This is a genomic window from Azospirillaceae bacterium (genome assembly GCA_028283825.1).
GTDB lineage: Bacteria > Pseudomonadota > Alphaproteobacteria > Azospirillales > Azospirillaceae > Nitrospirillum.
In genome coordinates, this window is the sequence record JAPWJW010000002.1 from 651,733 (window position 1) to 677,500 (window position 25,768).

The following is a 25,768-nucleotide window of genomic DNA, read 5'->3' on the forward strand; positions in this document are numbered from 1 at the left end:
AAGGGTTGCCGCCGTTCGCGTGGGCGCCCCCTTCCATAAAAATCAGAACGGGTGGGGGCTTCGTATATGACGATGCGGTCGATCTCTATTCTGGCTTTGTCCCTTCTCATCGCGCCCTGCGTCGGCGGGAGCGCCCATGCCGCGTGTACGCTGACGGCGGCGGAGCAGGTGCGGGTGCTGGACCCGGTGCGGGTCTGGCCGGGCGCGCCGCCCGCACCCCAGGGTTGGCCGGCGCAAACTGGGCCGGCCGTGACGGAAGGGGCCAGCGCCGACGGCCGCTACGTCTTCAACGTCACCGACCCCAGCTATCGCGCCTATCTGCCGGCGGCCGGCTGTGCCACCGGGGCGGCCGTGGTGATCGCGCCCGGTGGCGGTTTCCGCCTGCTGTCCGTGCAGTATGAGGGGGAGGACGTGGCCCGCTGGCTGGCGTCCTGCGGCGTCGCCGCCTTTGTGCTGCGCTACCGCCTGTACCCCAACCCCGGCCAGATGATGAAGCGGCCGCCCGACCTGATGATCGCGGATGAGATCTTGGGCGCCCCCGGCGTGGCGGACGGCATCCAGGCCCTGGCCGATATCCGCGCTGGTGCCGCCCAGTACGGCATCGACCCGGCCCGCATCGGCGCCATCGGTTTCTCGGCCGGCGCCCATGTCGTTTCCATGATGGCGATCACTGCCCCGGTGGGGGCGCGGCCCGCTTTCGTCGGTTCCATCTACGGCGGGCCCTTCACCCGGGTCATGCCGCCGATGCCGGCGCCGACGGCGGCCGACGCCCTGCCGCCGGTCTTCCTGGCCATGGCGCAGGATGACCGGCTGGCCGGCCTGGCCGTCACCAATTTCGCCGCGGCGCTGACCCAGGCCGGCTACACGCCGGAACTGCACTATTACCTGAAGGGTGGACACGGCTTCGCCATGAAGCCGCTGGGCAGCACCACCGACCATTTCATTGAGGAGTTTCATTGGTGGATGCAGGCCTTGGGGGTGACGCAATGACCGCGCCGAAGACGATTTCGCGCCTGCTTGCCGCGTGGGTCGGTGGTGCCGCGCTGCTGATGGGGCAGGGGCCGGCCGTGGCCGCCGATGCCCCCACACTGGTGGTGGATGGCGGGCGCGTCGCGGTGCCGGCCGCCAACGCCGAAGGCCTGCGCGTCTTCAAGGGCATACCCTATGCCGCCCCGCCGGTGGGCCCCTTGCGCTGGAAGCCGCCGGAGGCCGTGGCGGCCTGGTCCGGCGTGCGGCCGACCGAAAGCTTCGGCGCCGATTGCCCGCAGCCCACTTCCCCCGCCAGTCCGGAAGACCGGCCCAAATCTGAGGATTGCCTGTTCGTCCAACGTCTGGGCGCCGGCCGACCTGGCCAAGTCCAAGCTGCCGGTCTATGTCTGGTTCCATGGCGGCGGCTCACGGGTTGGATCGGGCGCGCAGCCGCTGTTTGACGGCACGGTGCTGGCCAAACAGGGCATCGTCGTCGTCACCGTCAATTACCGGCTGGGCATTTTCGGTTTCATTTCCTCCACCGCCTTGAGTGCCGAAAGCGGCTATGGCGGCTCCGGCAATTACGGCTTCATGGACGACATCGCCGCCCTGACGTGGGTGCAGCGGAACATCGCCAGGTTCGGCGGCGATCCACGCCGCGTGACCATCGGCGGCGAATCCTCCGGCGCCGTCACCGCCAGCGTGCTGATGTCCTCCCCCCTGGCGGCCGGCACCTTTGCCCAAGTCATCGCCGAAAGCGGCACAGCCTTCCGCGTGGCGGCCCCCGGCAGCATGGGCGCCGTCAACCTGAAGGGGGAGGAGGCGCGGGGCGACGCCTTCTTCGCCAAATTGGGCGCCACCGACCTGGCGGGTGCCCGTGCCCTGCCGACCCAGGCCATCCTGGACGCCACGCGCCAGGTCGATCCCATCAATTTCTTCAACCTGCCGGTGGTGGATGGGCACGTCCTGGCCGACGGGCCCTGGCGGACCTTCGCCCGGCATAAGCAGAACGACGTGCCGCTGCTGGTGGGCTGGAACTCGGGCGAAGGCTCCATGCAACTGATGTTCATGGACAAGTTCGGCCCCCTGCCCGACGTGCTGAAGGGCTATTACGGTGTCGCCGCCGACCAGGTGGCGCCCTTGTACCCCGGTGCGCCCGACGATCCCCACCTGCTGATCAAGGCGGCCGGCGACTATGGTTTCGGCTATCCTAACTGGAAATGGGCCATGGCACAGGCGCAGTTCGGCAAGGCCCCCGTGTACGTCTATGAATTCGACCATGCCCCGCCGGTGCCCGAAGGCTATTTCGGGCCCAAGTTCGACAGCCGCCTGGCCGGCGCCTACCACGGCAGCGAACTGGCCTACGTCTTCGGCACGCTGAACACCGAGCCCAAATGGGCGGTGGGCGATGTGGACCGCCGCATCTCCGCCCAGATGTCCACCTATTGGGCCAACTTCATCAAGACCGGCCAACCGGGCGGGCCAGGATTGCCAGCGTGGCCCAGCTACGATCCCGCGCACGGGCCCCAGCGCATGCACATCGCTGCCGAAACCGCCGCTGGCCCCGATCCGGATTTCGCCCTGTTCACCACGCTGAAGGCCGCCCACGACAGGATCGACCCGCCGGAGCCGGGCGCGGCGCTGCCCTGATGGCACAACCAGCGGCATGAGATTGATCTTATGCCGCTGTAGGACGCCCCCCTCGTCCGCCGGAGATTTCTGGGGAGCCTCAGGCGGACTGGAAATCGAGGATCAGCCAAGCGACCGGATAGTCGCGCCCGGCGCGTGAGGGGACCTTTGATCGGTGACGATCAAAGGTCGCGCGTAAGACTGGTGCCGCGCTCCACGATATCGCAGCCCAGCCAGATGCGGGGGGCGGGCTCGTCCGCCGAGGCGAGGCGGGCCAGCAGGGTGGCGACCGCCGTCTGGATCAGCGACCCGATGGGCAGGCGGACGGAGGATAGCCGATTGGCGTCCCACGCCGCTGGGGCCGTGTTGCCGAAGCCGACTACCGACAGATCGCTGGGCACCCGTAGGCCGTATCGCGTCCGCGCCGCGTCCAGCAGGCCGATGGCCGGATTGTCGGCGGCGGCGAAGACGGCGTCGGGCCTCTCCCCTTGCGTGAACAGGGTGTCGCCGGCCCGCTGCCCGGCCTCGTAACTCCACCCCACCTCCAGCCATCGGCAGGGCTCGCTGCCCCCGGCCTCCATCGTCTCGGCGAAGGCTTCCAACTCGCGGGAACGGAAGGATGTCGCCATCAGCACGGCGGGCCGGCGGCGGCCTTCGGCCAGCATCAGCTTGGCCACGGCGCGGCCGGCCTCCGGCGCGTCGATCCATACCAGGCTGGCACCCTCCACCCCGTTCACGGTGATTCAGGATGACCACCGGCACGCCGGCGGCCTGGGCCGCCGCCATGGTCTTCGCCTGCGGCACGGCGGAGAAGATGATGATCCCCGCCGCCTCGCGCGCCAGTGCATCCGTCACCAGCCCGTCGATGCGCCCAAGGTCGGAGGAAATGAGGAACAGGGCGCGGTAGTCCTTGGCCGACAGCTCATCGTTCAGCCGGTCGGCCAGTTCCCCGAAATAGGGGCTCAGCAGGTTGGCCATGATGATGGCGATGGTGGGCCGCCGGGCGGTCTTCGCCTGGGCCGATTTCTGCGTCGGCTGATAGTTCAGGGTCTTGGCGGCGGCCAGCACGCGGGCGCGGGTGTCCGGTGCCACGCTGGCACCGGGCGTGAAGGTGCGTGACACGGCGGAGCGCGAGACCTGCGCCAATTGGGCGACATCGTCGGCGTTGACCCGTCGGTTTGCTGCCTGGTCGGCCATGGCTTGTCCTGCGTGTGGGGTGGTTCCTGTTCCCCCGAGTCTAGCAGATCGACACTGCTGGCGTGCAAGAGATTGCACATATAAATGCACGAAAATGCACATCTGTCCACTCTGTGGACTTTCCGTATTTCCGGAATCTGTCGCTCACTGAGTGGTGTCATTGTTTTCCGCTGCTGCGGATACGGACGCTATATAAGGCATTTCCTGGGGCTAAAAAGCACTTTACCGCACACGTTCCATCCCTGAAATGGTCTGCACATGGATTGCAATGATCAAAATCAATGTGCAGTCTGAATGCACAAACACGGGCGGACAGGCTGGAACGGGGGTTGGGATGTTCATGACAGGGTCCGACGCGGCATCGGCCGCCGGCGGCGACAAGGCCCCGGCTTGGCCACCGGCCGCCACCGCCTATTGGGGCCTGGCGATGCTGGTGGTCACCTACGCCCTGGCCATCCTGGACCGGGTCGGCCTGGGTCTGCTGGTGCAGCCGATCGAGGCCAGCCTGCACATCACCGACGCGCAGATGGGCCTGTTGCAGGGGGCGGCCTTCGCCGTCTTCTACGCCGTGCTGGGCCTGCCCATGGGCCTGGTGGCCGACCGTGCCGACCGCCGGCTGCTGATCGTCGCCGGCCTGGTGCTGTGGAGCCTGGCCACCATGGCCTGCGGCCTGGCCGCCAGCTTCATCGGCCTGTTCGTCGCCCGCATCTTCGTGGGCATCGGCGAGGCGACGCTGACCCCGGCCGGCACCTCCATGATCGGGGATTATTTCCCGCCGCGCATCCGGGCGCGCGCCTTCGGCATCTTCGCCCTGGGCACGGCGGTGGGGGCGGGCACGGCCTTCCTGTTGACCGGCAAGATCCTGCAACTGGCCGACTATCTCCTGGCGCATGGCCCCCAATTCCTGTCGGGCATGCAGCCCTGGCAGGTGGTGTTCCTGCTGTTCGGCGCGCCGGGCCTGGTGCTGGCGCCCATCTTCGCCGCCACGGTGCGGGAACCGGCGCGGCTGGGCGATGCCGGCGCCCTGGGCCGGGTTTCGCTGAAGCCGCTGATGGCCGCCGTGGCCCAGCGCCGGCAGGTCTATGCCGCCATCATCGTGTCGGGCACCGCCAGCTCCATCTGCCTCTATGCCCTCTATGGCTGGTTCCCGTCCTTCCTCATCCGGGTGCACGGCTGGGCGCCGGCCGACGCCGCGCACGCCATCGGCCTCTACGGCGTGCCCTGCGGTGCCGTCAGTTGTGTCGCCTCCGGCTGGCTGGTCAGCCTGGTGGAAACCCGCCGGCGGGGGGACGCGCCCATCGTGGTGGCGCTGGCCTCCTTCCTGGTGATCGCCATCGGCGGTGTGCTGCTGGGCCTGGCGCCCACCGGCACCGTGGCCATGGCGGCCTACATGGTCCTGTCCCTGGCGCTGAACGCGCCGGTGATCGGCTTGCTGACGGTGGCCAGCCGTGTCGCGCCGAACCGCCTGCGCGCCCAGGTCATGGCCCTGATGGGCCTGGTCAACAGCCTGCTGTCCCAGGTGCTGGGGCCGTTCACCGTCGGCCTGCTCAGCGACAATGTCTTCGGCCGGGAAAAGGGCCTGGGCCTCAGCATCATGACGGTCATCCTGATCGTCTCCATCCTGGCGGTCGTCTCCCTGGCCTGGTCGCGGCGGGCCTATGCCGCCGCCATCGCCGAGATCGACGGGTGAGGGGGAGCGTGACCATGGAAACCCGCGATCCCCAGGGCGCGCTCGACGTTGGCCCGTCCATTCCCGTCGACCGGGACCGGGCGGCCGACATCCTGGCGCTGCACGGTGTCGATGGCCTGATCGCGCTCCAACCTTATAACGTCTATTACTTGACCAACACCGTGCCGGTGCTGACGGCCTTCAACGCCGAATTCCCCGCCTTCGGCGTGTTCGGCGGGACCCTGCGCCAGACCTTCTATGTCGGTAGCGCCGGCAGCTTGTGGGACATGGCGCGGGACGGCCGGGAAATTCCCGACCGCATCGCCTTCACCGGCGTCGCCAATGCCGACGACTATATCGGCGCCGGCGCCAACCCCTTGGATGTGCGGCCGAAACCGTTCACCGGCGGCTTCGCCGTGTCCCCCACCGCCCCGCTGTCGCCGACCGAGCGCCTCTGGCGCGACCTGCAGGATACCTACAATAGTAGTGCGGAGCCCAGCCGCGAATGGGCCCTGGTCCGCGCCATCCGCGAGGCGGGGCTGGAGGGCCGGCGCATCGCCGTGGATGACATGCGCATCCCCTACCTGCTGGGCCGCATCGGGTACGAAGGCGTGACCTGGGTGCCGGGTGAGGACATCTTCCGCCACATCCGCCTGATCAAGAGCGACTATGAGATCGACCTGCTGCGCCAGGCGCAACGGGCCACCCAGCATGCGGTGACGGCGGCGGCGCGGCAACTTGAGCCCGGCATGACCTATGACCAATTCCGCCTGGCCTTCGACATCGCCTGCGCCACACAGGGCGCATCCTCCGCCTTCCTGCTGTTCGGCGTGGCGCAAGGCCAGCTGCCAGACGGGGTGGTGACCAGGGGCCGACCTTACATGGTCGACAGTTCGGCGCGCGTGCGCCAGTACATGGGCGATTTCGCCCGCACCATCTGTGTCGGCGAACCCTCGGTCGAGGCCATGCGCCGCCACCGCGCCCAGCAGATCGGCCGGGCCGAGGCCCTCGACAAGATCAGGCCCGGCGTGGCGTGGAGCACGGTGGAACAGACCGCCCGCACCGCCATGATCAAGGCCGGCATGCCCGAGCATGTGATCGCCGCCTGCTACATGCACAGCGTCGGCTTGCAGCATGAGGACCAGCCCTGGCGCCTCGACAGCCCGTTCCCCATGCGCCAGTCCTTCGTGTGCGAGCCGGGCATGGTGATGACCCTGGACCTACCCTACCTGGAACTGGGCGTCGGCGCCGGCCACAACGAGGACATGATCCGCGTCACCGCCACCGGTTACGAGCTGCTGAACGACCCCATCGATCCGATGATCATCGTCTGAGGCCGCGACATGGTTGACCCGCAACAGCGCCCCTTTCCCGATGCCGCGACGGCCGCCGCCCGCATCCCCCTGCCGCTGAACCGCCAGCGGGCCCATGCCGTGCTGGAGAAGCACGGGCTGGACGGCATCGTCGCCCTGCGGCCGCACAACGTCTATTACCTCAGCAACAGCTGGCCGGTGGCGGTGGATTTCGGCAGCGAATTCCCCGCCATGGCAACCTTCGCCGCCGACCCGTCGCAGCCGGGTTTCTTCATCTGCACCCCCGGTGCGGCGCTGGAGGTGATGAACGGCGACCGCGAGGTCTTGCCCGTCATCACCTATACGGGGGCGGAGAACTGGCGCGACTATGTCGGTGCCGGGCCGGAACGCATGCGGGTGGAACCGCAGGCCTTCGGTGCCGCCACGCCCTTCGGTTTCGCCGTTCGTTCCGGTATCGAATTGACGGCGCGCGAGGCGGCGTGGGACCGGGCGCAGGTGCGCCACAACCCCACCAGCGCGCCCTCGCCGGAATGGGCGCTGGTGCGGGCGCTGAAAGAGTCCGGCCTGATCAACGGGCGCATCGCCGTCGACGACATGCGTGTGGCCCGCCTGCTGGCCGGCATCGGGGTGGACACGGTGACCGTCCTGCCGGGCGACAACATCTTCCGCGACATCCGCCTGATCAAGCAGCCGCATGAGATCACCCTGATGCGCCAGGCGCAGAAGGCCAGCCGGGCGGCGGCGATGGCGGCGGCGCGCGGCCTGGTGCCGGGCATGACCTATGCCGAGGCGCGCGCCCTTTTCGTGGGCGAGGCGGCCCGCCATGGGGCGGAGCTGTCCTTTCTGCTGCTGGGCATGTCGCAGGCCATGCTGCCCGATGGCGTGGTGCGGTCGGGCCGCAGCTACATGATCGATTGCGGCGCCAGCTTCAGCCACTACATGGGCGACTTCGCCCGCACCATCGCCATCGGTGAGCCCAGCGCCGAGCTGGCCCGCCGCATGGCGGCACAGCAGGCGGCCCGCGCCGCGGCGCTGGAGATCATCCGGCCCGGCGTGCGCTTCTCGGCGGTGGAGGCGCTGGCGCGCGCGGTGATGGTCAAGGCCGGCATGCCATCCCATGTCATCGCCGCCTGCTCCCTCCACTCCGTCGGCCTGCAGCACGACGACCAGCCCCACCGCACCGATGTCTTCTACCGCGTGCCGGTGGATCTGACCTTGGAGGCGGGGATGTGCGTCACCCTGGACCTGCCCTTCCTGGAGATCGGCTGGGGGGCGGGGCACAACGAGGACCTGCTGCTGCTGACCGCCAATGGCCATGAATTGCTGAACGATCCGGGCGATCCGCTGGTGATTGTCTGAGGTTTTTCGGCGCTTTTTCATCTGTTTTATTAATCAGGATTTCCGTTATGACGTCATCGCCCATCCTGATCGTCGGCGCCGGCATCGCCGGCCTGACCGCCGCCCTGGCACTGCAACGCCAGGGCCGCCGGGTCATCGTGTTCGAACGCGCCGCGACCATCGGCGACGTGGGGGCCGGCATCACCCTGGGCGCCACCGCCAGCCGCAGCCTCTACGCCCTGGGGCTGGAGGGGGCCCTGAAGGCGGTGGCCGACGCGCCGCAGGCTAGCGCCGCTTTCGACTACCGCACGGGCGAGGTGCTGGGCGGCGCCTTCGCCAAGCGCAACTGGACGGCGGCCGACCTGGTCGACGTCAACATGCTGCACCGCGCCGACCTGTTCGACGTGCTGAAGGCCGCCGTCGATGCCAACGACCCCGGCGCCGTCCAGCTGGGCGCCCCGGCGGTGGGGTTCGAACAGGATGCGGGCGGGGCCACCCTGCTGCTGGCCGACGGCCGGCGGGTCACGGGCCAGGTGCTGATCGGCTGCGACGGCCTGCGCTCCACCATCCGCGCCGCCCTGCTGGGGCCGGAGGCGCCGCGCAACACCGGCCGCGTCGCCTACCGCTTCCTGGTGCCCATGGACAAGGCGGCCCCCTACATGGGGCGTGGGACGGCGGGCGTCTATGTCGGGTCCAAGGTGGCCCTGGCGCGTTATGTCATCCGCAAGGGCACGCTGGTCAACTGCGTCGCCTTCGCCCACCGCGCCGACACCACCGAGGAAAGCTGGAACAGCCACGCCACGCGTGAGGAACTGCTGTCGCTGTTCGACGGCTGGCACGCGGATGTGGTCGGCCTAGCCCGCCACGCCCCGCTGGAGAAGACGGCGCGCTGGGCCCTGTTCGACCGTGAGCCCTTGAGCCGATGGGTGTCCGGCCGGGTGGGCCTGCTGGGCGATTCCGCCCATCCGGTGCTGCCCTTCCTGGGCTTCGGCGCCGCCCTGGGCATCGAGGATGCCACGGTGCTGGCCCGCTGTTTCGCCCACACGGACGACCCCGCCCGGGCACTCAGGATGTTCGAGGCGACGCGCCTGCGCCGGGCCAACGCCATCGTGCTGGAATCCCGCCGCCAGGGCGAAATCTTCGACGCCGGCCCCGGCTGCCGGGTCCCGGCCGAGGTGGGTGAACGCGAAAGCCGCACCGTCTACGACCCACTGACCGCACCGCTGGCCGACGCGGCCTGATTTTCCAAACACTTGAAACAACAGGGGAATGACCATGGGCAAGAAAACGACATCCGTCCTGGCGGCGGTGGCCGGCTGTGCCATGCTGGCCGGAACGGCGCGCGCGGCGGACTCGCTGTTCACCTGGAACGACATCTACAATCTGAAGATCTACCACGCCTACGCCGCCAGCGACGGCAAGAGTTATGTCGAGGAGATCAACGTCCCGGCCATGCGGACCAAGACCCTGTCCGGCTCATCACAGACCTATTTCGACCTGAAGCCGGTGGAGATGCGCATCGCCCGCGGCGTCTCCGGCGAGATGATGGACTGGCACGGCGCCGTGGAGTACCGCCACCTGCTGATCCCGCTGCAGGGCAGCCTGCAGTTCGAGATGGACGACGGCCGGTTCCTGGAACTGAAGCCGGGCGAGGCCATCCTGGCGGAGGACTGGACCGGCCATGGCCACCGCTCCGGCTGTGCGGCCTCAAAGAACCCCACCTGCGTCGTCATCGACATCATGGTGGAGCCCAACCCCCACAGCCTGCCGCTGCGCGATCCGCCCAAGCACTGACAGGAAAAAGGCGCCACCTGGTTCGTGACAGGTGGCGCCCGGTACTTGAAGTAATATTAAAACGAGTACTTGACCTTCACACCGAAGGTCCGCAAGTCCGGCAGTGCGGCGATCGCGGCGGCGTTGTAGGCGGAGTGGCTGAAGGTGTTGTTCAGCAGCGAGCCGTCGACCACGCTGGTGTAGTTGTGGTTGTCGAACAGGTTGGTCACGAACACCTCGGCATTGATGGTCTTGGTGTTCAGGCCGACCCGCAGGTTGACGTTGGTCAGGTCCGGGGACTTCAGGATGTTGGCGGCATCGGACCAGACGCCGGACTTGTAGGTGAAGTCGCCGCGGATGTAGGCGCTGGAGCCTTCGATCAGGTCCAGGTCGTGGGTGTATTGCAGGCCGATGGCGGCGGAGTACTTGGACGTCAGCGGGTCTTCCTTGCCCGTGAAGTTGGTGACGCCGGTCAGCTGCGTCACCGACGGGGCGGTCAGCTGCTCAATGTAGCTGTCGTTGATGGCGCCGCTGGCGTTCAGTTCCAGGCCGTGCATCAGCACGGCGGTGACCTCACCCTCCACACCTGTCATCTTCACCCGGCCGGCGTTCAGGGTGGCGGTGACCGACTGGGTCGACCCGGTGGACGGATCGAAGATCAGCAGGGCGGCGTTGTTGATCTGGTTCTTCCACACGGCGCGGTAGGCCGCCGCGGTGTAGCGCAGCCTGTTGTCGAACAGCTTGCCCTTGATGCCGATCTCATAATTGTCGATCTGCTCGGGCTGGACCTCGATCTTGTAGCCGTCGGCCGCCGCCGTCTGCTGCACCAGGGCTGTGCCCGACAGGAAGGCGGTGTTGAACGAGCCGGGGTTCACGCCTTCGGAGTACGAGGCGTAGACCATGGTGTCGGGCGTGATGTCGTACTGGACAATCGCGCGCGGCAGGAAGCTCTGGTACTCGTGGCTGGCGATCTGGGTGCCGCCGGCATAGGTGCCGATGGGCAGGAAGGTGTTGGAGGTGACCGTCAGGCCGGTCGGCGGGGCGTAGGCGTACAGGTGATCGACCTGGTAACGGCCATCGACGCTGACCGTCAGCTGGTCGGTGACCTGATAGCTCAGGCCGTAGAACACGCCCACCGTCTTGTTGCGGGTCATGCCGTTGACGGTCGACAGCACGGTGGTGCCCACGACGCCGTTGCCGCCGCCCAGGCCGTTCTGGGTCTTGGCGTCCAGGTAGCTGGCGCCCAGCGTGCCCTTGAAGGGGCCGTGGTTGTAGGTCGCGCGCAATTCCTGCGACACGTCCTCGTTCTTGCGTTCCACCAGGTAGGGATAGTCGAAGTAGCTGCGCGAGCCGGTGCCGCCGTAGGGGTTGGTCTGGCTGGTGTCGTAGTAATCATCCAGGTCCGCCAGTTCGCTGTAGTACTCGTGGTTGTAGCCGGTCAGCGAGCTGATGGTCAGGTCGGTGTCCGGCACCTCGTAGTCCATGGCCAGGTGCAGATGGTAATATTGGCTGACCAGGCCATAGCCCTGCACCCCGTCGTCCGGGTCGATCAGGCGGCCCTTGGGGTTTGCCAGGAAGGCCTTGATGAAGGCGTCGTTGGCTGTGTTGGCGGAGGGCGAACCGATCAGTTTGGGCGCCGTGCCGCAAATGAAGGCGTTCTTGACCGCGACGCCCAGCGCGCTGACGCCGTTCAGGGTGCAGTTGGATTGACTGGGCACCACCACGTTGCCGTTGGCGCCGGTGATGGTATAGGCGCTGATCAGGCCTTGGGCCGACGGGCCGTCGTCGTCAGCCGTGATCATGCCGTAGAACTTGGCGGTGAAGTGCTCGCTGGGCGTGAACTTCAGCGAGACGCTGCCGGACTTGGTTTCCTGGTCGCCCAGGGTCTGGCCGGGCACGCCGGCGTTATTGTAGGAGCCGTCCTTGGCGAACTCGCGCGCCTCCATCCGGATGCCCAGCTTGTCGGCGACGATGGGGCCGCTGACTTCCGCCTGGAAATCACGGTTGTTGCGGGTGCCCAGCATGCCGCTGACGGAGCCGCTCCAATCGTCGGTCGGGTCCCTGGTGATGACGTTGACGGCGCCGGCGAAGGTCTGGCGGCCGAAATAGGCGCTCTGCGGGCCCTTCAGCACCTCGACCCGTTCCGGGTCGGTGATGTTGCTGATGGCGGTGGCGGAGGAAACGGGCACGCCGTCCAGGAAGACCGAGGCGGTCTGCGAAAGGGCGTTGGGGGGCGTGAAGCCGCGGATGATGATCTGCTGGAAGGACCGGTCGTTGCGGCCGGCGCCGTTGTTGACCACCTTCATGCCCGGCGTGAAGGCCGAGATGTCCTGCACGGAGACGATGCCGCGCGCCGCGATGTCTTCCGCCGTCAGGGCGGAGACCGCCACCGGCGTCTTCAGGATGTCTTCGCTGGCCTTGCGGGCGGTGACCACGATTTCGGTCAGTTCATCGTCGCTGGCGGCCGCGGCTTGCGGCGCCGGCGGCTTTGTTGCGGTCGTGTCCTGGGCGTAGGCCGATGACGTGGCGCCCGCGATCACCAGCGCCAGAAGCGACGTGGCGGTACGGATGCGCGTGTTGAAAGCAACCATTGTGATGCCCCCTGTTCTTTGAACATTCGTTGATGTCGGTACCCGTTGTGGGGTTTTTCCCAATTATTGTTATGACTGCGTAAGTTCTTCGTTTGTTTCTCGTCTCCAGGCGTACTGTTTTCTGCTTCCCATTCTTTTAGTGATATTCCTCGCCGCCGCTGACGTTCATGGCCTCGCCGGTGATGTACTGGGCGCTGGAAGAGGCCAGGAAGGCGCACGCGTTGGCGGTGTCGTCCACACTGCCCGGCCGGCCCAGCGGCACGCGGTCGCGCAGGCGCTGCCAATACGTGTCCATGTCCACCCCCCGGCGGCGGGACAGGGTCTCGCGCTGCCAGTCGCCCAGGTCGGTGGGCACATGGTTGGGACAGACCGCGTTGACGGTGATGGCGTGGCGCCCCAGCTCGATGGCCGCCGACCGGGTGAGGCCGATGAGGCCATGCTTGGAGGCGCTGTAGGCCGACATCAGCCCGACGCCGGACTTGGCGGCCTGCGAGGCGATGGAGATCACACGCCCGCCCTGGCCGCGCTCGACCATGGCGGATGCGGCGTACTTCATGGCCAGGAAGGCGCCGCGCAGGTTCACGCCCATGACCGCGTCCCAATCGGCCACCGGCATCTCGGTGACGGCGCCCACCAGGAAACCGATGCCGGCGTTGTTCACCAGGATGTCCAGCTGACCGAAAGTGCCGGTGGCGTGCTCCACCATGCCCCGCACCTGGGCCTCATCCCGCAGATCGCTGGCGAAGGTGGTGCACTCGGCACCTTCGGCTGTGATGGCGGCACGGACGGCCTCCATCTCATCGGCCATGGGCAGGCCCTTGGCCTGGCTGGCGGTATCCACCACGTCATGGATAACGATGCGGCAGCCTTCGCGGGCCAGGCGTTGGGCGATGGCGGCACCCAGGCCGCGTAGACGCCCGGCGCCGGTGATGAGCGCCACCTTGCCCGTGAGGTCGGGATAGCTGGCGCTCATGGTTCGATCTTGTCGCTGGCGATGAACATCGGGTTGTCGGCGAAGGTGCGGAACTGGGCCGCCACCTGGCGCATGGTGTCGGTGGCCACCTCCCCCTTGAAGCCCTCGGCATCCGCGATGTGGATGACCTCCAGGTACTGGAAGGGCGGGGCGGCATCCGATCCCTTCACGGCGTTCAGGCGATAGAGGTCGAAGCCGCCGGCGGAGGGCAACGCCCGCACGGTGGGGATGTCGGTGGTCCGCGCCCAAGTCTCGTAGGCAGCGGGATCGGCATCGGCCTTCAGGTTGAACAGGACGATCAGGTAGGGCATGGGGCAGTCCTCATTCACACGGCCATGCCGGCGGCATGGCCTTCCAGCGTGGCGTTCAGCAGGAAACGGGGGGCGTAGGCGTCGCCGGCCAGGTGGACGGACACGCCGGCGGCCTGCAAGGGCGCCAGCAGGTCGACGTTGGGCACCCGGGGCGTGGCATGGCACAGCAGGGCCACGTCGGTGACGGTGCGGGGCCGCCCGGTCAGGGCATGCACCAGGGTGACCGCCCCGTCCTCGAAGGCCGAGTTCGGATCGATGGTGTGCTGGGTCAGCACCTCGACGCCCAGGGCCGCCAGGCGGCGCTGGATGCCCTGGCGGTTGACCAGGGGCTCAGCCCCGGCGATGCGCTCACGCGGGCTGACCAGCACCACGGCCTCGAAGCGGGCCGCCAGGTACTCGGTAGCGGCATAGGTGAAGGCGGTGCCATCCTGGTCCCACAGCAGGGCCATGCCCGCTTGCCGGGCGGTCACCCGGGCCAGTTGGGCCATGGCCTCCCGGATGTCGGGGAAGAAGCCCTCGCCCCGGTATTCCACCGGCAGATGGGCCGGCCAGGCCGGGGTGGCGCCGGTGGCCAACACCACGGCATTCGGCCTGAGCGCCAGCACGTCGTCCAAGGTGGCGGCACTGCCCAGCACGAAACGCACGCCGTGCCGGTCGGCCGCCAGCTTCTGGTAATCATAGACGCTGCTGATGCCCTCGCCCCCGGGCAAGGGCGCATGCAGCCGGGCCTTGCCGCCGACCTCATCGCTTGAGCCCAGCACGGTGACGGCATGGCCCCGGGCGGCGGCGGTCCAGGCGGCCTCCAGCCCGGCGGGGCCGGCCCCCACCACCACGATGGTGCCGGGATTGTCCGTCCGCGGCGGCGTCCAGTCGGCCTCATCCTCCGCCCCGACGCGGGGGTTGTTGTCGCACTGAAGCACGCCATGGGTGGCGATCAGGTGCCAGCAGGTGTTGCACGACACGCAGTAGCGGATGCTGGCCTCCTGGCCCGACTTGGCCTTGTTGGGCCAGGCGGGGTCGGTCACCAGGGGACGGGCCAGCATCACCAAATCGGCCAGGCCGTCGCGCACCAGGCGCTCGCCCTCGTTGGGATCGGTGATCAGGCCCAGGGCGCCGATGGCCGTGCCGGGGGCGGATTTGCCCAGGGTGGCGATCCTGTCGGCATAGGGCACCCGGCGCCCGTGGTTGTCCGGCAAATGCCAGTCCAGGGTATCGGCGTGGGACCCCCAGCAGTAGGTCAGGTAATCCACCACGCCGGTGGCGTGCACCAGGGCGGTGATGGCGGCCGCCTGGACCAGATCCACCCCGCCGGGCACGCCATCCTCCCCCGGCAGCTTGACCCCGATGAGGAAGTCCGGCCCACAGCGGCGGCGCAGTTCCCGGATCAGGTCGGTCAGCAGCCGGGCCCGGCCGGCGAGATCACCGCCATAGCGGTCGTCGCGGTGGTTGGATGCCTGGGACAGGAACTGGTGGAACAGATGCCCATGGCCGGCCGACAGCTCCACCCCGGCGAAGCCGGCCCGGGCCAGGTTGACGGCGGATGTCGCGAACTCCTCGATCAGACCCTCGACCTCGGCCGTGGTCAGCGCATGGGCCACCGTGCCGGACAGATCGTCGGGCAGGGCCGAGGCGCTGATCAGGCGGCCGACGCGGCCCTCCTCATGGCGCCCCCGGCCGGGGTCCTGCACCTGGCCGATCAGGCCGCAGCCCTCATGCTCGACGGCCGCCGCCCAGCGGGCGAGCGCATCGGTGTTGAGGCCAGTCAGCACATCGACCTTGGTGCCGTTCAGCTGGCGGGACAGCACCGCCAGCGGCTCGGTCACCGTCAACGCGGCCCCGCCGCGCGCCCGGTTGACGTGATAGGCGATCAGCCTGTCGGTCACCCGGCCCCGATCCTGGAACCGGGTGGAGGTGGAGGCGTGCACCACCCGGTTGCGCAAGGTGCGCCGGCCCAGGGTCAGGGGGGAGAACAGGTGCGGATAACGGGTCTCCGCACCCGCTGAGGGATCGTCCAACGGCATTAAGGGTCAGCCCGCCTTGCGGCCGCCGAAGAGGTACCAGCCGCCCCGGCCATGCGGCGGGCTCTCGACGGTGCCGTCCAGGAAGGCCGGGTACTGGTCCAGGTCGAAGCTGGTGACGTCGGGGATGGTGACCTCGAAGGTGTCGGCCCGGGGGAAACCCGCCTCGACCGCCAGTTCGGTGGGGTCCTGGGACCGGTATGAGGCGTAATAGGGCTCGGCGTTGTTCTCGGTGTCCCAGTCGTAGGCGAAGTTCATGAAGGCGTCGCAGGCCTTGTGCGGCGGCAGTTCCATGAAGGCCAGGATGCCGCCCGGCGCCAGCAGGCGATGAACCTCCTTCAGGATCTGCCGGGTCACCGGCACCGGCACCTCATGCAGGAAAAAGCTGGAGACGATCAGGTCGAAATGGCCGTCGGGGAAATCGGTGGCGGCCGCGTCCTGCTGGCTGAAATGGATGGCCACGTCCTCGAACTCGGCCTTGGCGTGGCCGTAGCGCAGGCCGGGTGCCGCCACGTCGATGCCGTGGGCCTCGATGCCGGGGAAGGCCTTGGGGTAGGCGGTCAGGTTGGCGCCCGATTGCGTCGCCATGTCCAGGACGCGGGCAGGGCGGAAGTCCGGCCGGGTGGCCTTGAGCCAATAGGCGATGGACTGGCCGACGCCGGCGAAGTTGCGGGTTTTGGTGATGCGGCCGGCGCCGGCGGTGGGCGACAGGCCCCGGCCCAGCAGCACGCCCTGGGCCACGTCGTCGGCCCCGAACTCGCTATGGTAGCCGCCCGGCGCCAGATGGACGTCGCCCTCGCTGACGTAATGGGGGATCTCAAGGTCGGGGTTGAGGCGCAGGGAGCCGCCGGCGGCGTTGCTCTGGGCGGCGGAGCGGGCGACCTCGATCATCTGCGGCAGGGCCCGCTCCACGGCGGCCTGGCGGGCCAGGGGTCCCATCTCCTGGGCGTTGTAGCGGATGCTGCTGTAGAAGCGGTAGAAATGGTCGGTCTTCATCGCCTCGGCGATCTCCGCCCCGGTCTGCGGCGCCCGGCCGTGTTCCGCCACATAGCCCGGTAGCACGTTCTGCTCAAAGGCGGTGCGGCAGTCGAAGCGCAGCCTCAGCATGGCGTGGGTATGGATGGCGCCCACCGCCCGCTGGCGCGAATACTCCTCCGCCGTCGGCGTCAGCAGGCTGTCGATGTCCGGCACCGTGTTCACCATCACCTGTCTCCTTGTTCACCGTTGGGGCTGAGATGGATGCGCAGGATCCGCTCGACGAAGGCGGCGCGCTCGGCGGTGCGTTCGGCCTCGACCTCCGGCGCCACCGGCAGGTCGCGCAGGTCGGCGCGGCTGACTGTGCCCTTGGTCTCCAGCAGGCGTTCCAGGGTGTCCTGGCGGTCGCGCAGGACCATGACCTCGGTCATCAGTTCCAGGAAGAAGGTCATGACCTGGTCGACGGCCGGGTCGTCGAAGAAGGTGGAACGCCGGCCCTTGGTCACGCGGGGAAGGATGCGCTCGCTCATGACGATAGCCTTTGCGGATTGATCAGAACGGCTTGGTGACGCCCAGGAAGGCCATGACCAGGACCAGGCCCCAGATGGCGAAGACGGTGATGCGCAGTGGGTTCCACAGCGGCGCCGGCACGAAGGGGGCGCCGGGCTTGGGCGGGATAGGCGGTTTCATCAGGAGAAGGATGCGGACCAGGACGCCCAGCAGCAGCAACACGCCGAACAGGGTGATCTTGGTGGCCAGCCAGCGGCTGTTGATGGGCGAACCCGTCACCAGGCAGGTGATGCCCAGCCCCATGAAGGCCAGGGTGGCGATGACGCGCACCCCCAGATCGACTTTGAAGAACAGCTTGGCCCGGGGGGTGCCTTGGCGCAGATAGATCATCCACACCAGCCACAGCCAGGCGAAGGCCAGGACCCAGATGACGGCCAGCGCGGCACCGCCCAAGGGCAGTCCCCAGTTGCTGGCGAGCGTCAGGCCCACCGGCACCATCAGCACCATGGCGGTGCGCGGCCCCATGTCGATGCGGCCACTGGCCTTGCGCAAGCGTTCCCGGGCGTTGCCGGTCAGGTCGGCCTTGTTGGCCCCCATGCCGGTGATGAACACGCCCAAATCCGTGCCCAGCCAATAGGCGAACAGCACGACATGCAGAAACGCCACTGCGCGAAACGGATCGATGTACACGCCCAAGAAAAGCCCCCTGTCGTTTTCAAGACCGGCGGCATCTGGACACGCACGGTCACGCGGCCGCCTTTGGCGCGGCCGTTACGTCATTTCAAATTCGGGAACCGCGTGCGCTTGCAGCACGCCCTTGCGGGACTGCCCGCCTACCTGTTGATGTGAGTATGGGGAAGGGCGGTGCCGTGCAGGAAATGCAAATTGGTTGCGCGGGCATACAAATTGTTTATGGCCCGAATTGGATGAGGTTGGCCCCTCAGGCGCCGGGCGCCAGCATCCGCTGGCTTGGGCTTCCTCGCATTTCGGTCCGCTAACGCTCCCCAAAATGCTCCGGCGGCCGCGGTCGCGGCCTACAGCGGCACGAGTCAAGCCCTCGCGCCGCTGATGTCAGGCGGGACCGCCGCCACCAGCCGGGGGGAAGGCGTCGCGCAGCAAGCTCACCAGCCGTTGCGCCAGCGGCCGCAGCGGCGCGTCGGACCGGTGCAACAGTCCCGCCTGCCGGATGACGGGCATGTCGGGTGCCGCGAGGACCATGGCGGCCGATCCCGCCATCATGTCGGTGGGCAGCAGGGCCAGGAAACCCTCATGCACGACCAGCGACCGCATCAGCGCCAGGCTGTCCACGCGCACGACCGTTGCCGGCATGGCCTGCCGGCCGGCGGCGAAATAGCGGACCATGAAGTCGTCGGCATGCGGCCGGTCCAGCAGGGCCCAGCGCTGCCGCGTCAGGTCGGCCATGGTGACCGATGGCGCCCCCGCCAGCGCATGGTCCGTCCCGGCGTACACGGCGAAGGGCACCGGCGCCAGCGCCTGGAACGCCAGGCCCGTTTGCATGCGGCTGGCCGGCGCCACCGCCAGGGCCAAATCCACCTGGCCGTCCAGCAGCAGGGGCACCGCCTCCTCGATGAAGACCTGGCGCACGGTGACCGACACCCGGTCGTGATCGGCCAGCAGGCGGGCGATGGCGCGGTGGATGTGGTGGTCGATGAACATCTCCCCCACCGCCAGGGTCAGTTCGCCGCCCAGCCCCTCGGCCGCCAGCCGCACCTCATGCCGGGCGCGCTCCGCCTCGTTGATCATGAACTTGGCGTGCTGGTACATCGCTTGGCCGGCGCGGGTGCTGCGCACGCCGCTGGTGCCGCGGTCCAGCAGCTGCGCGCCCACGAAATCCTCCAGCGCGCGGATGCTGCGGGTCAGCGCCGGTTGCGTCAGGTGCACCTGCTGCGCGGCGCGGGAGAACGATCCCTGTTCGACGACGGCGATGAAGTGCCGCAACTGGCGCAAATCCATGGGCGGCCATTCCCCCTGCCAATAAATGCCCCACCAATAAATCCAAGGTATAGGGGCAAAACAAAAAAGCAATTGCCGCCTATTCGCCCGGTGGATACCGTCGTTCCCGAAATCATTCACCCATTCAAAGCACTGCCGGCGGCATGAGAAATGCCGCCGTAGGACGCGACTGCGTCCGCCGCAGATTTCTGGGGAGCCGAAGGCGGACTGGAAATCGAGGAAGCCCAAGCCGGCGGATGCCGGCGCCCGGCGCTTGAGGGAACATTCAAAAAGGGAAAAAACCATGCCGGTGGAAATAAACGGGCTGCTGAACCACAATCTGGGGACGGAGATCGAACCCGTTCCCTTTCATCACTACGATGTCCAGGGGATCGCGGCCCAGGCGCGGCTGCACGACGCCCATGGCTACGACCGCGTGCTGATCGCCAATGCCGCCGTCATGCCCGACAATATTTCCACCGCCGGCTATGTCGCGGCGGTGACGGAGCGGCTGGGCGTCATGCTGGCCCACCGCCCCGGTTTCATCGCCCCCACCATGGCGGCCCGCCTGCTGGCCACCCTGGATCTGCTGCTGAAGGGCCGGCTGGGGGTGCACATCATCACCGCCGCCAGCGACGTCGAGACCCAGGCGGACGGCGACTACCTGACCAAGGTGCAGCGCTACGAGCGGTCGCGCGAATACATCGGCATCCTGCGGCAAATCTGGGCGGCGACGGCGCCCGTGGACCACCAGGGGGACTGGTACCGCTTCAATGGCGGCTTCGCGGCGGTGAAGGCCACGCGGCCCAGCATCCCCGTCTATTTCGGCGGCCTGTCGCCAGAGGCGATTTCCGTGGGGGCCGAGTGCGCCGACACCTTCGCCACCCTCAGCGACACCGTGGCCGGCATGGCCGAGGTGGTGGCCAAGGTGCGGGCGGCCGCCGCCCCCGCCGGCCGCGACCCCCGTTTCCTCATGTCCATCCGCGTCGTGCTGGGTAAGACGGAGGGCGCCGCCTGGGATGAGGCCGCGCGCATCGAACGGCGCATCCGTGAGCTGACGCCGCCCCGGCCCGCCAACGCCGAAAAGCCGGCGGCCGCCGGCTTCCAGCGCACCGCCGATCTGGCCCAGCAGGGCGACCGGCTGGAGAAATGCTTCTGGAACGGCATCAACAAGCTGCGCGGCGGGCAGAGCAACAGCGGCACGCTGGTGGGCACGCCGGACCAGCTGGTCGATGCCCTGATGGACTATTACGCCGCCGGCGTCAGCGGCTTCATCGTGCGCGGCTATCACGGCCTGGCCGATGTGGAGTGGGTGGGGCGTGAGATCATCCCGGCCCTGCGGGCGGCGGCGGACGCCCATGACCCGGCGGGCGACGGCGCGAGGCAGTAACTCGTGCCGTTGCAGGCCGGCGACCGCCGGCCCCGCAGCGAGCACCGAAGGGCGGAGCGAGGATAGCCCAAGCCGGCGGATGCCGGCGCCCGGCGCTTGAGGGCGCACGCAACCTCTTCCATAGATTCTACGTATGCCTTCGGCGGCAAATCTCATTTTTCCGCACATTTCGCCCGCGCCATCATGGACCCGCAATCAGAAGGGGCGCCACGCCTTGAGCCTGCCCAGGGGGTGCGGGCCTCGGGGGCCGGGAACCGGCCACGGGGGTGGGTCCATGCATTCAGGGAATATCGATGATCGAGATCGTGGGGCTGCTCGCCGGGACGCGACGGTCTGAGGAAAGCCGGGGGCCGGCGACGCCGTTCGACGCCCCCTTCATCGCCGACTATGCCCGCGCCTATGAGGCGGCGGGGTTCGACCGGGTGCTGGTCGGGCAGAACGCGCGTTCGGTGGACAGCCTGGTGGTGGCCGGCTGGGCGGCGGCGGCGACCACCCGGCTGAAGCTGATGATCGCGCACCGCCCGGGCTTCATCGCCCCCACCATGGCGGCACGCGCGCTCGCCACCCTGGACCAGTTGAGCGGCGGCCGGGCGGGCGTGCACATCATCACCGCCTTCAGCGATGCCGAAACCCGCAATGACGGCGACTACCTGACCAAGGAACAGCGCTATCACCGCAGCCGCGAATATGTCGGCATCCTGCGGGCCATGTGGGCGGCCGAGGCGCCCATCGACCATGCCGGCGACTATTACCGCTTCGACGGCGCCTTTTCCGAGGTGCGGCCGGTGCAGCCGTCCATCCCCGTCTTCTGGGGCGGGGCGTCGGAACTGGGCATCCGCTATGGTGCCGAACTGGCCGATGTCTACGCCCTGGGGCCGGGCAGCGTCGCCCAGATCGGGGGGCAGGTGGATGTGGTCAAGGCGTCGGCGCGGGTCCTGGGCCGCAATCCCCGCTTCTCCATGTCCATGCGCCTGGTGATCGCCGACACCGATGCCGCCGCCTGGGAGCGGGCGCAGCGCCTGCTGGCCACGGTGGAGGAGAACCAGGCCGCACGCGGCCTGCTGGGCCGCGACTTGGGCAAGGCCGCCGACGATGTGAAGCTGAAGGCGGCGGAGGCGGACAGTGCCGCCGACGACCCCTGCCTGTGGACGGGCCTGACCCGGGCGACGCAAGGGCGCACCCAGGTCATGTGCCTGGTGGGATCGCCGGACACGCTGGTGGGGGCGCTGGGCCGCTATTACCGCGCCGGCATCGACAATTTCCTCATCACCGGTTTCGACAATCTGGGTGACACGGCGCGCATCGGGGCGGAGATCGCGCCCGCCTTGCGCCGGCTGGCCGCCGCCGAGCCGCGTGTGGCATGACGGCGCCCTATGTCATAGCGATGTGCCGGTTCGCGCCGGTGCGGGCCTTCGCCGCCGACGGGACCTTCCTGCCCGAGGCTTTGGCGGACAACGTGGCGCGCCACTGCGCCCTGGTGGAACGGGCGGCGGGCGACCACGGGGCGCGGCTGGTGGCCTTCCCGGAATTCGCCCTCACCGGCCACGCCATGCTGTCCAACGACCAGTGGGTGGCGGGCAGCCTGACTTTCCCGGGGCCGGAGGTGGAGCGCATCGCCCAGGCGGCGCGGCGGGCCGGCGCCTATGTCGTCATCCAGGCGGCCGAACGGCACGCGGCCTTCCCCGGCCGCTATTTCCTGTCGGCCGCCATCCTGACGCCGGACGGGGGCGTGGGGCTGGTCCATCGCAAGAACTACGCCTTCTCGCTGCGCACCAGTCCCATCGACGTGCATGACGCCTTCGTGGCGGCGTTCGGTCCGGATGCCTTTCTGCCGGTGCTGGACACGCCGCTGGGCGGCCTGGGCCTCACCATCGGGGCGGAACCGCATTGGCCGGAGGCCATCCGTTCGCTGGCGATGAAGGGGGCGGAACTGGTCATCAACCCCATCGCGGCCTCTCCCCAGATCGACTATCTGGGCCGGCCGGGGGCGGCGGTGGTGCGCCAGGCGCGGGCGTTCGAGAACATGGTCTATTTCGCCATGACCAACGTTGACGGCGGCGAGGGCGCGCCATTGCCGCAAATCTACGACTACAAGGGGGCGGTGGTCGGCGAAGGGGCCGGGGACTTCACCCTGGCGACGGTGGACATGGCGGGCTTGCGCGCCTGGCGGGCCACGCCGGCCGCCAACTTCCTGGCGCAGATCCAGCCCATCCACGACACCGCGCTTGAGGCGGCACCCTGGCCCCGCAACATCCTGCCCGACGCCCCGGCCGCCGACGCCGCGCGCATCATCGGCGTCGAGGCGGCGGTGTGGCGGGGCATGAGGGCTTTCCGCTAAACCCGCATGGCGCCCGACAAGCGGTTGACAGTGAAGCGCAGGGCGGTCGTCACATAGGCGCGCGACCGGGTGATGATGCACAGGCGGGAACTCAGGGGCTCGATCTCGCTGTCGATCTCCACCAGGTCGCCGCGCTGCAGGTCCTGGGCCACGTCGGAGCGCGCCACCAGGGTCAGGTAGTCGCCCTTCAGCGCGATCAGCCGCAGCATGCCGGGCAGGGCGCAGCGGATGCGGATGGGGTTGATCGACCGCTCCACCCCCAGCATCTTGCAATAGAAGGCGTCGGCGCCCGGCGTGTCGTAGACCGCCCAGGCGGCGGCGGCCAGGTCGCCCCGCGTCAGCCCCCGGCGGCTGGCCAGCGGGTGGGACGCCCGCGCCACCAGCACCATGGGCACGGCCGCGATCTCCGTCACCACCAGGCCGGCCTCGTCCAGGCCCTCGCGCCAGATGTCCATCAGGGCGTCGATCTCGCCGCGCCGCAGCTTGCCCAGCAGCACCGCCAGCTCGCCATAATCCAGCGACATGAACAGGTCGTTGCGCTCGCTGCACACCTCGCTGAGCGCGGCGGCGATGGGTTCCTGCACGGCGCTGGGGCCCAGGCCCAGGCGGACGTGGCCCAGCCGGCCCTCGCGCATGGCCGACAGGTCGGCGGTGGCGTGGGCCGTGCCGTTCAGGATGATGCGGGCGTGCTCGGCGAAGGCCTCGCCATAGCGGGTCAGCGCCACGCCGGCGCGCCCCCGGTCCAGCAGCGTGACCTTCAGCGATTCCTCCAGCTTCTGGATGCTGCGGGTCAGGGTCGGCTGGGTCACGTTCTGCTCGACGGACGCCTGGGTGATGGAGCCGTGCTCCACCGCCGCCAGGAAGTGCCGGATCTGTCTCAACTGCATGACGCCACCCGCTCCCGATTTGCCCGTCGGATGATCGGGCGGCCTTAGGGGGATCCAAAGCAAATTATCGGGAAAATCATGTCCGCGTGTCGGTCAAACGCGGCCATTCCCTGCCTGAACCATGTTGCCATAGACGGATTGCATGGGTGGGCACGTTTAATCAATTAGTGCCCGAGGGGGCTGGCCGGCATCATTTCCGGCAGACAAGGGCATAAAAAACAGGGCATGGGCAGATGGGACGTTACGGCTTTTTGCGCGTCGTCGCGTGGGGCCTGGGCGGGCTGGTCCTGCTGGCGGCGGCGGTGCTGGGCAGCATGCGGCTGGGCTGGTGGAACCCCAGTTATGAGACGGTGCGCGCCCACCAGGCGACGCCGCCGTCCCGCTTCGACCAGGTGGGCGACACGTTGGTGCACATGCGGGATGAGGGGCGGGGCCCCGTCGTCCTGATGCTGCACAGCTCCATGACAAATTTGCGCCTGTGGGACGACTGGGCCGACCAGCTGACGGCCGGCGGCTACCGCGTCATCCGTTTCGACTGGCCGCCCTACGGCCTGACGGTGGATCCCGCGCCGTCGCAGGGCATGCCCTCGGCCGTGGCGCTGGTGGAACGGTTCGTGGACCAGCTGAAGCTGGACCGCTTCGTCATCGTCGCCAGTTCCAGCGGCGCGACGGTCGCCACCCTCTACACCGCCCGCCATCCGGAAAAGGTGCGGGCGCTGGCGCTGTCCACCCTGCCGCTGAAGGCGCCGCCGCCCACGCCCGTCTCCTGGTTCGTGTCGGCGGTGCTGTGGCTGCACCTGAACGTGGTGCCCAACTACAACCCGCCCATCTTCTACCGCGAATCTCTGGCGCAGCTGTACGGCCGGCCGGAGCGGCTGAAGCCCGAGACGGTGCGCTGGTACTATGAGACCAACAACATCCCCGGTGGCTTCAAGCGCGTCATGCAGTACCTGGAGGCCAACCAGAAGAACTTCTGGAAGACCGGCGCCGGGGATGAGGCGGCGGCCGTCCGGGTGCCCATCCTGCTGCAATGGGGCGACCGCGACATCGTCCTGCCCATAGACCGGGCGGAGGAGGCGCGGCGGATGTTCGCCAACGCCCCCATGCAGGTCATCCATTACCCCGACGTGGGCCACTATCCCATGCTGGAACTGCCGGGGCCGACCGGCGCGGACCTCAAGACCTTCCTCGACACCCTGCCGGCCGACAATGCCGCGCCCGCCAGCCCCTGATGCGGGGCCCGCGCAAGAAGGATACGCATGCCATGGCTAAACCCGCGACCCTCCGGCCGCCGGCGGCGATCCCACCGGAGGATGAGCCAACGCCGGAGACGGTGCCGGCGGGGCAGGGCGGCAAGGGCCACCTGTCCACCGTGGCACTGCTGGCTTACGCCGCCATGGCGCTGGGCCCGTCGATCTTCTCCCTGGCCATCAACGTCATGCTGCCCCAGCTCTACGCCAAGGAGCTGGGCCTGTCGCTGGAGGCCATCGGCGTCTCGCTGCTGACCATCCGCATCTTCGACGCCTTCTCCGACCAGGTGGTGGGTTACCTGTCGGACCGGACGCGCACCCGCCTGGGGGCCCGCAAGCCGTGGATGATCGCCGGCACCCTCCTGACGCTGGTGGCCTGCTATTACTTGTTCATGCCGCCGGCCGGGTGCGGCATCGGCTATTTCGCCTTCTGGCGGCTGGCCTACGACATCGGTTGGACCATGACCACGGTCACCTTCTACGCCTGGGGGGCGGAACTCAGCCCCGACTACCGCGACCGTTCGCGCATCACCGGGTTCAGCGGGGTCAGCACCAATCTGGGCGTGGTCATCAAGAACCTGGCGCCCATCGTCCTGTTCTGGCTGGGGGTGACGCGCAGCTCCGCCTTCTCGCTGGAGATGTTCAGGGTCCTGTTCTGGATCTTCCTGCCCATCATCGCCCTGC

At 68.5% G+C, this 25,768-nt stretch carries 24 protein-coding genes (1 of these 24 cut by a window edge); 14 read left to right on the forward strand and 10 right to left on the reverse strand.

Annotation, left to right across the window (positions count from 1 at the left end):
• Nucleotides 1-66: 66 nt before the first annotated feature.
• Genes PW843_11390 through PW843_11400 form a run of 3 tightly spaced genes read left to right on the forward strand, consistent with a single transcriptional unit; the run spans nt 67 to nt 2,619 of the window.
• Nucleotides 67-990: an alpha/beta hydrolase gene (locus tag PW843_11390; GenBank protein MDE1147209.1), complete on the forward strand. Its 924-nt coding sequence runs from the start codon at nt 67-69 to the stop codon at nt 988-990.
• Nucleotides 987-1,430: a carboxylesterase family protein gene (locus PW843_11395; GenBank protein MDE1147210.1), complete on the forward strand. Its 444-nt coding sequence runs from the start codon at nt 987-989 to the stop codon at nt 1,428-1,430. The genes PW843_11390 and PW843_11395 overlap by 4 nt, the downstream gene beginning before the upstream one ends.
• Nucleotides 1,363-2,619, forward strand: a complete 1,257-nt coding sequence (locus PW843_11400; GenBank protein ID MDE1147211.1) for a carboxylesterase family protein — start codon at nt 1,363-1,365, stop codon at nt 2,617-2,619. The genes PW843_11395 and PW843_11400 overlap by 68 nt, the downstream gene beginning before the upstream one ends.
• A 161-nt stretch (nt 2,620-2,780) precedes the next feature.
• Here the strand turns inward: PW843_11400 and PW843_11405 are convergent, their stop codons facing one another.
• Nucleotides 2,781-3,335: a substrate-binding domain-containing protein gene (locus tag PW843_11405; GenBank protein ID MDE1147212.1), complete on the reverse strand. Its 555-nt coding sequence runs from the start codon at nt 3,333-3,335 to the stop codon at nt 2,781-2,783.
• A gap of 11 nt (nt 3,336-3,346) precedes the next feature.
• Here PW843_11405 and PW843_11410 point away from each other — a divergent pair, with 11 nt between their 5' ends.
• From PW843_11410 to PW843_11435, 6 genes are all read left to right on the forward strand, one after another.
• Entirely contained in the window at nt 3,347-3,505 is a 159-nt protein-coding gene (locus PW843_11410) for a hypothetical protein (GenBank protein MDE1147213.1), read from the forward strand.
• Nucleotides 3,506-4,135: 630 nt separating this feature from the next.
• Entirely contained in the window at nt 4,136-5,485 is a 1,350-nt protein-coding gene (locus PW843_11415) for an MFS transporter (GenBank protein ID MDE1147214.1), read from the forward strand.
• Nucleotides 5,486-5,499: 14 nt separating this feature from the next.
• Nucleotides 5,500-6,798 (forward strand): M24 family metallopeptidase, encoded by a 1,299-nt coding sequence (locus tag PW843_11420; protein ID MDE1147215.1) that lies wholly within the window; start codon nt 5,500-5,502, stop codon nt 6,796-6,798.
• Nucleotides 6,799-6,807: 9 nt separating this feature from the next.
• The gene (locus PW843_11425) at nt 6,808-8,136 is read left to right on the forward strand and encodes a M24 family metallopeptidase (GenBank protein ID MDE1147216.1); all 1,329 of its coding nucleotides are present in this window, start codon (nt 6,808-6,810) and stop codon (nt 8,134-8,136) included.
• 47 nt (nt 8,137-8,183) lie between these two features.
• Nucleotides 8,184-9,356: an FAD-dependent monooxygenase gene (locus PW843_11430; protein ID MDE1147217.1), complete on the forward strand. Its 1,173-nt coding sequence runs from the start codon at nt 8,184-8,186 to the stop codon at nt 9,354-9,356.
• A gap of 34 nt (nt 9,357-9,390) precedes the next feature.
• Complete coding sequence (locus tag PW843_11435) at nt 9,391-9,909, forward strand: hypothetical protein (GenBank protein ID MDE1147218.1); 519 nt, start codon at nt 9,391-9,393, stop codon at nt 9,907-9,909.
• Between the two features lie 56 nt (nt 9,910-9,965).
• Here the strand turns inward: PW843_11435 and PW843_11440 are convergent, their stop codons facing one another.
• From PW843_11440 to PW843_11475, 8 genes are all read right to left on the reverse strand, one after another.
• Nucleotides 9,966-12,479 carry a TonB-dependent receptor gene (locus tag PW843_11440; GenBank protein ID MDE1147219.1) on the reverse strand — a complete coding sequence of 838 codons (2,514 nt, stop codon included), beginning with the start codon at nt 12,477-12,479 and terminating at the stop codon, nt 9,966-9,968.
• Between the two features lie 136 nt (nt 12,480-12,615).
• Nucleotides 12,616-13,452: an SDR family NAD(P)-dependent oxidoreductase gene (locus PW843_11445; protein MDE1147220.1), complete on the reverse strand. Its 837-nt coding sequence runs from the start codon at nt 13,450-13,452 to the stop codon at nt 12,616-12,618.
• Nucleotides 13,449-13,763: a hypothetical protein gene (locus tag PW843_11450; protein ID MDE1147221.1), complete on the reverse strand. Its 315-nt coding sequence runs from the start codon at nt 13,761-13,763 to the stop codon at nt 13,449-13,451. Before PW843_11450 ends, PW843_11445 begins: the two co-directional genes overlap by 4 nt.
• A 14-nt stretch (nt 13,764-13,777) precedes the next feature.
• The gene (locus PW843_11455) at nt 13,778-15,784 is read right to left on the reverse strand and encodes an FAD-dependent oxidoreductase (GenBank protein MDE1147222.1); all 2,007 of its coding nucleotides are present in this window, start codon (nt 15,782-15,784) and stop codon (nt 13,778-13,780) included.
• A gap of 6 nt (nt 15,785-15,790) precedes the next feature.
• Nucleotides 15,791-16,984, reverse strand: a complete 1,194-nt coding sequence (locus PW843_11460; protein ID MDE1147223.1) for a class I SAM-dependent methyltransferase — start codon at nt 16,982-16,984, stop codon at nt 15,791-15,793.
• Nucleotides 16,984-17,286, reverse strand: a complete 303-nt coding sequence (locus PW843_11465) for a hypothetical protein (GenBank protein MDE1147224.1) — start codon at nt 17,284-17,286, stop codon at nt 16,984-16,986. Before PW843_11465 ends, PW843_11460 begins: the two co-directional genes overlap by 1 nt.
• A 22-nt stretch (nt 17,287-17,308) precedes the next feature.
• The gene (locus PW843_11470; protein MDE1147225.1) at nt 17,309-17,962 is read right to left on the reverse strand and encodes a hypothetical protein; all 654 of its coding nucleotides are present in this window, start codon (nt 17,960-17,962) and stop codon (nt 17,309-17,311) included.
• A 375-nt stretch (nt 17,963-18,337) separates the two neighbouring features.
• Nucleotides 18,338-19,240, reverse strand: a complete 903-nt coding sequence (locus PW843_11475; GenBank protein ID MDE1147226.1) for a LysR family transcriptional regulator — start codon at nt 19,238-19,240, stop codon at nt 18,338-18,340.
• Nucleotides 19,241-19,523: 283 nt separating this feature from the next.
• On the opposite strand from PW843_11475, the gene PW843_11480 reads away from it, so the two are divergent.
• The 3 genes from PW843_11480 to PW843_11490 all read left to right on the forward strand — a co-directional run bounded on the left by PW843_11480 (nt 19,524) and on the right by PW843_11490 (nt 22,947).
• Complete coding sequence (locus PW843_11480; GenBank protein ID MDE1147227.1) at nt 19,524-20,609, forward strand: LLM class flavin-dependent oxidoreductase; 1,086 nt, start codon at nt 19,524-19,526, stop codon at nt 20,607-20,609.
• 293 nt (nt 20,610-20,902) lie between these two features.
• Nucleotides 20,903-21,973, forward strand: a complete 1,071-nt coding sequence (locus tag PW843_11485) for an LLM class flavin-dependent oxidoreductase (GenBank protein MDE1147228.1) — start codon at nt 20,903-20,905, stop codon at nt 21,971-21,973.
• Nucleotides 21,970-22,947, forward strand: a complete 978-nt coding sequence (locus tag PW843_11490; GenBank protein ID MDE1147229.1) for a hypothetical protein — start codon at nt 21,970-21,972, stop codon at nt 22,945-22,947. Before PW843_11485 ends, PW843_11490 begins: the two co-directional genes overlap by 4 nt.
• Here the strand turns inward: PW843_11490 and PW843_11495 are convergent.
• A complete protein-coding gene (locus PW843_11495; GenBank protein ID MDE1147230.1) occupies nt 22,944-23,834 on the reverse strand; it encodes a LysR family transcriptional regulator in 891 nt (296 codons plus the stop codon). The genes PW843_11490 and PW843_11495 overlap by 4 nt on opposite strands.
• A 233-nt stretch (nt 23,835-24,067) precedes the next feature.
• Between PW843_11495 and PW843_11500 the strand changes: the two genes are divergently transcribed.
• A complete protein-coding gene (locus tag PW843_11500; protein ID MDE1147231.1) occupies nt 24,068-25,066 on the forward strand; it encodes an alpha/beta hydrolase in 999 nt (332 codons plus the stop codon).
• 32 nt (nt 25,067-25,098) lie between these two features.
• Nucleotides 25,099-25,768 carry the start of an MFS transporter gene (locus PW843_11505; GenBank protein ID MDE1147232.1) on the forward strand. Its footprint extends 791 nt past the window's final position, so only the first 670 of its 1,461 coding nucleotides appear in the window; its start codon is at nt 25,099-25,101; its stop codon lies beyond the right edge, outside the window.

Coding starts and splice junctions, on each gene's coding strand:
- PW843_11390 (MDE1147209.1), top strand. CDS start 67: ATGACGATGCGGTCGATCTCTATTCTGGCTTTGTCCCTTCTCATCGCG.
- PW843_11395 (MDE1147210.1), top strand. CDS start 987: ATGACCGCGCCGAAGACGATTTCGCGCCTGCTTGCCGCGTGGGTCGGT.
- PW843_11410 (MDE1147213.1), top strand. CDS start 3,347: ATGACCACCGGCACGCCGGCGGCCTGGGCCGCCGCCATGGTCTTCGCC.
- PW843_11415 (MDE1147214.1), top strand. CDS start 4,136: ATGACAGGGTCCGACGCGGCATCGGCCGCCGGCGGCGACAAGGCCCCG.
- PW843_11420 (MDE1147215.1), top strand. CDS start 5,500: ATGGAAACCCGCGATCCCCAGGGCGCGCTCGACGTTGGCCCGTCCATT.
- PW843_11425 (MDE1147216.1), top strand. CDS start 6,808: ATGGTTGACCCGCAACAGCGCCCCTTTCCCGATGCCGCGACGGCCGCC.
- PW843_11430 (MDE1147217.1), top strand. CDS start 8,184: ATGACGTCATCGCCCATCCTGATCGTCGGCGCCGGCATCGCCGGCCTG.
- PW843_11435 (MDE1147218.1), top strand. CDS start 9,391: ATGGGCAAGAAAACGACATCCGTCCTGGCGGCGGTGGCCGGCTGTGCC.
- PW843_11440 (MDE1147219.1), bottom strand. CDS start 12,479: ATGGTTGCTTTCAACACGCGCATCCGTACCGCCACGTCGCTTCTGGCG.
- PW843_11445 (MDE1147220.1), bottom strand. CDS start 13,452: ATGAGCGCCAGCTATCCCGACCTCACGGGCAAGGTGGCGCTCATCACC.
- PW843_11450 (MDE1147221.1), bottom strand. CDS start 13,763: ATGCCCTACCTGATCGTCCTGTTCAACCTGAAGGCCGATGCCGATCCC.
- PW843_11455 (MDE1147222.1), bottom strand. CDS start 15,784: ATGCCGTTGGACGATCCCTCAGCGGGTGCGGAGACCCGTTATCCGCAC.
- PW843_11460 (MDE1147223.1), bottom strand. CDS start 16,984: ATGGTGAACACGGTGCCGGACATCGACAGCCTGCTGACGCCGACGGCG.
- PW843_11465 (MDE1147224.1), bottom strand. CDS start 17,286: ATGAGCGAGCGCATCCTTCCCCGCGTGACCAAGGGCCGGCGTTCCACC.
- PW843_11475 (MDE1147226.1), bottom strand. CDS start 19,240: ATGGATTTGCGCCAGTTGCGGCACTTCATCGCCGTCGTCGAACAGGGA.
- PW843_11480 (MDE1147227.1), top strand. CDS start 19,524: ATGCCGGTGGAAATAAACGGGCTGCTGAACCACAATCTGGGGACGGAG.
- PW843_11485 (MDE1147228.1), top strand. CDS start 20,903: ATGATCGAGATCGTGGGGCTGCTCGCCGGGACGCGACGGTCTGAGGAA.
- PW843_11490 (MDE1147229.1), top strand. CDS start 21,970: ATGACGGCGCCCTATGTCATAGCGATGTGCCGGTTCGCGCCGGTGCGG.
- PW843_11495 (MDE1147230.1), bottom strand. CDS start 23,834: ATGCAGTTGAGACAGATCCGGCACTTCCTGGCGGCGGTGGAGCACGGC.
- PW843_11500 (MDE1147231.1), top strand. CDS start 24,068: ATGGGACGTTACGGCTTTTTGCGCGTCGTCGCGTGGGGCCTGGGCGGG.